At 47.8% G+C, this 4,621-nt stretch carries 4 protein-coding genes; all 4 read right to left on the bottom strand.

What is annotated here, in order from left to right; genetic code table 11:
* Positions 1-209: 209 nt before the first annotated feature.
* Positions 210-860, bottom strand: coding sequence for a site-2 protease family protein (locus ACTHUE_RS11295; RefSeq protein ID WP_049332294.1), 651 nt, complete (start codon positions 858-860; stop codon positions 210-212).
* A 71-nt stretch (positions 861-931) separates the two neighbouring features.
* Entirely contained in the window at positions 932-2,176 is a 1,245-nt protein-coding gene (locus ACTHUE_RS11290) for a hypothetical protein (RefSeq protein ID WP_440402983.1), read from the bottom strand.
* A gap of 210 nt (positions 2,177-2,386) precedes the next feature.
* The gene (gene glnA / locus ACTHUE_RS11285) at positions 2,387-3,805 is read right to left on the bottom strand and encodes a type I glutamate--ammonia ligase (protein ID WP_049328869.1); all 1,419 of its coding nucleotides are present in this window, start codon (positions 3,803-3,805) and stop codon (positions 2,387-2,389) included.
* 238 nt (positions 3,806-4,043) lie between these two features.
* Positions 4,044-4,433, bottom strand: a complete 390-nt coding sequence (locus ACTHUE_RS11280) for a surface-adhesin E family protein (RefSeq protein WP_070459789.1) — start codon at positions 4,431-4,433, stop codon at positions 4,044-4,046.
* Positions 4,434-4,621: the final 188 nt, after the last annotated feature.

Below are 4,621 nucleotides of genomic sequence, written 5' to 3'. Positions count from 1 at the left end.
GCGGAACGGTTTGTCCGTAATGCCTGCCATGGGGGCGAGTGCGATGGGGTTGTCAATGAAATAGCCGCCGATGTGCATGATGTGTGCGCCAAATTGAAAGGGCTGAAATTGTACAATTTTTAAGCAACTTTTCCAATCGTATTTACATGTTGCACAATGAAAAAGGCCGTCTGAAACTGAGTTTCAGACGGCCTTTTCAGCCAAAACATTCAAATAAACAACATGACAACCATCCCCACTGCGTCCTGAATCATGGCAATAATCGGCCAAATCAGTTTGGCCAGCAGGCCGGTAAACAACAGGATCAGGATAATCCATGTGCCGTATGGCTCGATTTTACGGAACTGCATGGACTGCTTGGCGTTGAGGAAGGTATCGATAAAAATACCGCCGTCCCAAGGCAATATCGGAATCAGGCTGAATGCGACCCAAATCGAGTTCACCATCACGCCGTAACCGGCCATCTGCGCCAAGGGCGCTTGATAAGACTCAGGCACATACGCAGCAAGTACGACGACAAAGCCCCAAAAGAACGCCAAAATCAAATTGGCAATCGGGCCTGAAATCGACACCCAACGCCACGCACGGCGTGGATCACGGAAATTGCGCGAATCAATGGGCATAGGACGCGCCCAGCCGAACAGGAAACTGCCTATCATCAGACACACCAACGGCACGACAATCGTACCGACAGGGTCGATGTGCGGCAGCGGATTAAGCGTCAAACGCCCAAGCTGCTCGCCGGTATGGTCGCCCCAATAACGCGCCGTATAACCGCGTGCCACTTCGCGCACGGTAATGGCCAACAACACAGGCAATACTGCCAGCAGAAATACGCCTAAATCAAAATTTGCAAACATGTTTTTCCTTATCAAACACGCCGTCTGAAAACAGAAATATCCTTAAATATCCTTTCAGACGGCCTGAGGCTTTAATCTTCCTGTTTTTTGTCCGAACCGAAAAACTCTTTCAGCTCTCGCCAAGTAATGCCTTTACCTTGCGGATTCAATTTGAAGACTGGTTTGCCGTAATTGCTGTACACGTTGTCGCCGATAATATTGATGGCCTTATGTGTGCCGTTGATTTGCATATACATGCGGGAAGCCAAAATACGGCCTTTGCGGTCAAGATAATAGTCGACAACAGGATTGTTACCGGATATACGCTGGAAGCTAAGTGGCTGGTTATCACTTATGCTGACAAACATACTGAAAAATTCCCGCGCATTTTTATAATCTTCTTCTGTTGACCCTGGTTGGGGCGTTTTCTGTAATTTCGACAATTCTTCATCAAAAGCCTTAGCCACTGCCTTCATTACGACTGAATCATACTCTGGTTTCATGACATGACGTACACGATAGCGTGCATGGTTTGCCTTACCAAAGGCATCCATTTCTTTAAATACATATGCATCGGCAGGCATAGCCTTATTAGCACTCAAAAAAGCACGCACCCCTGCCTCTGCAATATGATCAAAAGGCACGCCTTTCGAATCACCGATTTCTTTCAAACTCAATTTTAAAGGTTCTTTGATTAAACGTTTGCCGATTTTCTCATCGGTGTACGCATTAACAATGGCAGACACGCTGGCAGGCGGATCAACATAGACTTCCCATTTTGCCGCATCCAGTTTCATAGGAAGTTTGATACTAAGTTTTTCATTGTGGTTGTTGATGGCCAATTCAGGAATCATCTCAAACTGACGCGTTGATAGGTCAACAGCTACCTCATAATTCAGATGAACCCCTTCCATGTAACTGGATATGGCAGGATATTTATCCAGATAATCAACGGCAACTTGTGCGATATTGCCGTCCGGCAAGGCATCAAGCATTGCATTGCGGAACTCAGCCTCTTCTCGTTCAGAAAACTCCTGCTTCAAAGCAGCGTCGTCTTCTTGAGCAACCTCCATAGAGGCTGCCGCCTCCCCCTCTTTGGCTTTGGCATCCTCTGCTTTCGCTTCGGCTTTCTTTTCCACCTTTTCATCTGCCAATACAGCTTCAGCCAATGGGCTGATATATACTTGAGAGCTGCCTGTGATGTTAAAGCTGTGGTCTTCTTTTAAAATACGGTCATTGGAAATCGACATGACCTCGTGCGCGGTTTTGTGATCCAAATTACTGCACGCGCTCAAACTAAATGCCGCAGCAATGGCCAAACCAATTATCTTCTTCATTCTGCCCAACCTTTTTGACGAAATGATTTTATTAGCACAATTTAACACAAGGCACCGATTCCATAAAGGCTTTCAAACAGCATGATTCATTGCTTCTCACTATCATACCTAATTCGATCGCCCTATCTATTTCAAGCCTAAAGGCCGTCTGAAACTTCAAATCCAGTTTCAGACGGCCTTTGATTTCCTATTTAAAATGCCTCAGCTGTTTTACAGGCTGTAATACATTTCAAATTCCAGCGGATGCGGCGCCATGCGGATGCGGCGGACATCTTCCTCTTTAAAGGCGATGTAGCTGTCGATCCAGTCTTTGCTGAACACGCCGCCGCGCAGGAGGAATTCATGGTCGGCTTTGAGGGCGGCCAGTGCTTCTTCCAAAGAAGCGCAAACGGTAGGCACCAATGCATCTTCTTCCGGAGGCAGGTCGTACAGGTTTTTATCGGCTGGGTCGCCCGGATGGATTTTGTTTTGAATACCGTCCAAACCGGCCATCAACAAAGCGGCAAATGCCAAGTATGGGTTGGCGGTCGGATCAGGGAAACGCGCTTCGATACGGCGTGCTTTGCTGCTGTTCACAGACGGAATGCGGATGGAAGCAGAACGGTTTTTAGCAGAATATGCCAATTTGGTCGGTGCTTCAAAATGCGGCACGAGGCGTTTGTAGGAGTTGGTGGACGGATTGGTAATCGCGTTCAGGGCTTTGGCGTGTTTGATAATACCGCCGATGTAATAAAGGGCGGTATCGGACAAACCGGCATAGCCGTCGCCTGAGAACAGGTTTTGACCGTCTTTCCAAATGGATTGGTGAACGTGCATACCGCTGCCGTTGTCGCCCATGATGGGTTTGGGCATAAATGTGGCGGTTTTGCCGAAGTTGTGGGCAACGTTTTGAATCACATATTTCATGTCTTGGGTTTGGTCGGCGCGTTTAACCAAAGTGGCGAAACGGGTACCGATTTCCATTTGGCTGCCGGTGCCGACTTCGGCGTGATGCACTTCCACTTCGATGCCGAGTTCTTCTAAAACATTGACCATGGCAGAACGCAGGTCTTGGCCGCAGTCAATCGGTGCAACAGGTGCGTAACCGCCTTTGACGGTCGGACGGTGGCCGGTGTTTTGACCGTCCATGTGCAGGCCGCTTGACCATGCGCCGCTTTCGGAAGTGATTTCGTAACGGGTTTTGTGCATATCGGTTTCAAATTCTACGCCGTCAAAAACGAAGAATTCAGGCTCAGGGCCGAAATAGGCAGTGTCGCCGATACCGGAAGATTTCAAATAGGCTTCGGCGCGGCGTGCGATAGAGCGAGGGTCGCGGTCGTAGCCTTGACCGTCGGCCGGGTCGATAACGTCGCAGGTAAAGACAACGGTGGTATCGTCGTAGAAAGGATCGACGAAGGCCGTAGACGCATCGGGACGCAACTGCATATCGGAAGCCTGAATACCTTTCCAACCGCCAATGGACGAACCGTCAAACGCTTGACCGTTTTCAAACCATTCTTCGGGATCGTCGAGGACGATGCGTGCGGGGATGGTAAAGTGGTGCTGCTTGCCTTTGGTATCGGTAAAGCGCAAATCTACGAAGCGGGCTTCGCTTTCTTCAATCAGTTTTACAGCGTCTTTGATGGACATCTTCAGCTCCTGAGGGAATGGGTTTAAGTTGTTATTCTACCACGGTAAGGCCGTCTGAAATACATCAGGGCACCCGTTTTTACGCAATGAAATATAGTTTCAGACGGCAAGATTGTCAACAATATGCTTCGGTTTGTCTGTTCAAAAGCGGAATGCCCGCCCTTTTGTCCGAATGCCGACAAAACAGATGCCGTCTGAAAGCAGTTCAGACGGCATCTGTTGTTTGGTTTAAAAACGATCAGCGAGGATAGCGGTTGCAGACAAATTTGTACACACTCTCTCCACCCGTACCGGGAATAACATAACTCCATTCGGCATAGGATGGTGTATAAGAACCGATAGGGTTTCCCGATTCGGAATACCACGTTACTGTCAAAGCCCTAAAACGTTTACCACTGCAATCCATTTCTTCCAACGCTTTAGCTGTATTATAAAATTTTCCATTGCTAATCATCTTTTTCGGCTCGGCGTACCTTGTTTCAAACCATGCACTATTGTCCGTACGGCTGTCTGCATCACCAAATATGGTAGTATTGTTACTGTTAATACCTAGCAACACCCAATCTTCCGCCACCGCCGGTGTTGCCAACCCTAATGCAAATACTGCCAAGCACAACATCTTTTTCATGTCTGCCCCTTTCGTTCTTATCAACAAAATAAAGTTAAATTGTAAAAAAATGACTTTTTTTTTTTCAAGAAACAAATATTCCATCATGCTACCTGACAACCGTTTCAGACGGCATCGTTTCCATCTGTACGCCGCCGTTATAAAATAGCCGTCCCGTCTTTTGGAACACGACCATGACTACCCTCCCC

The sequence above is a fragment of the Neisseria sp. P0021.S005 genome (assembly GCF_051956955.1).
The sequence above is the reverse complement of the archived record's forward strand: the minus strand, read 5'-3'. Positions and strand labels throughout refer to the sequence as shown.